At 49.5% G+C, this 1667-nt stretch carries 1 protein-coding gene; it reads right to left on the bottom strand.

All coding sequences use genetic code 11. The features are described 5' to 3' along the window. Window positions 1-215: 215 nt before the first annotated feature. Window positions 216-1577, bottom strand: coding sequence for an ISNCY family transposase (locus tag DDR33_RS25010; protein WP_109418504.1), 1362 nt, complete (start codon window positions 1575-1577; stop codon window positions 216-218). Window positions 1578-1667 lie beyond the last annotated feature (90 nt).

Raw genomic sequence — 1667 nt, 5'->3', positions numbered from 1 at the left:
CTAATTAGTGTCCGTCCATAAAGTCAGCCAAAAGAGAGCAGATTGAGCGCATTGGAAAAGCTCTTCAATCATAGGGCATTTCTTGCGGCATTGTCCTTGTTGCTCTTTTGCTGCTCTTTCGTATTTGTTAATTTTAACTTAATAAATTTAATATCCTGATATCTCCAGGCAGAATATTCCACCTAAGTGCCTCTTTTTACGGGCTGGCTTGCACCTCAGGCTGCTGCCTGAAGACCTTTCATCCGGTCCAGAACGGCCGCTGTCATCACCCGGATATTATAGCCGATCACGCTCCACTTTACTTTGGCCTCAAAGTGCTGCCAGCCGCTCCAGTTACAACGCCGGAGTTTAAAGCCCCTTTTGAGGTTGGAGATGACCGCTTCGATGCCGCTTCTCCATTTCTTCAGACGGGTTTCCATGGAGCTGCTGCTGACCTGGTTTTTCATACTGGCCGTTACCTTGTTGAAGACAATATTCATAATGCCGGCCTGTCGGGCAGCCTCTTTATTGGCTGCCGAGGCATAGCCTCCATCGCAGGCACTGTCACGCGGTACGACCCCGTAAGCAGAGATGACCTGCTGAAGGCCCTGCTGGTACAGGGTGCTGTCTGCCGGGTTGCCCCGCAATACCTTACTGCTCAGGATCAGCCCGCTTTTGCCTCCTGTCAGGTTCACCTTATGGCCGAACTGCACTTCCCTGCCTCCTTTAACAATAATATCGGTATGCTGCTGATAAATGGAAAAAACCTTCTCTTCATTGGGGACGGCCTCTCCCTGTACTTCTTTCCTGCTGACCATGGCCAGCACTTGCTTCATTAGCACCTGGAAGCTTTCCATTTCCATCAGTGTGGCCAACACCTTCAGGCTACAACCGGACTTTTTTTTTACCGCATTCGATAACTGGTTTATGCATCTGGTCATTACCTGCAACTGCTTGTTGAACAGGTCGATACGTTTATCCCCACTTTTGGTGTTATTGATCTTAAAGTACGTGCGCTTGGCCCCGGTACGGTAATCAGTGAAACGAAACCTGGTAAGATCTTCACTGAGCCGTTCCAGTAGCCGGTGGCTTTCTTTGATGCAGTCCCATACCAGCGAGTTATTGGTCGGATAATGGATATCGCTTTCCACCACCGTGCTGTCCTGGCGAAGCTTGCCCAAGTCCTCTATTCCCATCGATACGGCCAGTTTGTTCAGCTCCACACAGAGCTTGTCCAGGTTCTCGGCCCGCACCTGCGAGATGTACTTCTGGTACATCTGAAAACTGTAGGGCCGGTAGCGGTCGATCTGCAGAAACTGTTCGCAGATCCGCGAATCTTCCTGATGGAATTCCAGTTCCCGGTAATCCAGTCCCTTCAGTTCTTTATACAATGCCGCCCGCATGATCTGTTCGACGGAAGGGGTATCCTGTCGGCCAAAATTGCTCCGTTTACTCCCCCTGGTCACGTCTTCTTCGATAAGCTGCACCAGTTCAGGGTGTGCCTCCAGGATCGTGTCCAGCAAACCGAACTCCGGGTTCCTGGCCCAATTAGGCTGTTCGAATTTCAGGCTCAGGGCAGTAAACAGACGCATTTTCATACCGCTATATTAACATTATTTCTTCCTGTTAAAAAATTGATCTTTACTATTTTTTCCTCTACCCGGGACTTTATGGACAGACTCTAATTA

It is taken from the genome of Pararcticibacter amylolyticus (assembly GCF_003130405.1).
GTDB classification, from domain to species: domain Bacteria; phylum Bacteroidota; class Bacteroidia; order Sphingobacteriales; family Sphingobacteriaceae; genus Arcticibacter; species Arcticibacter amylolyticus.
Note: the sequence above shows the minus strand (reverse complement) of the source record. Positions and strands in the feature narration are given on the sequence as shown.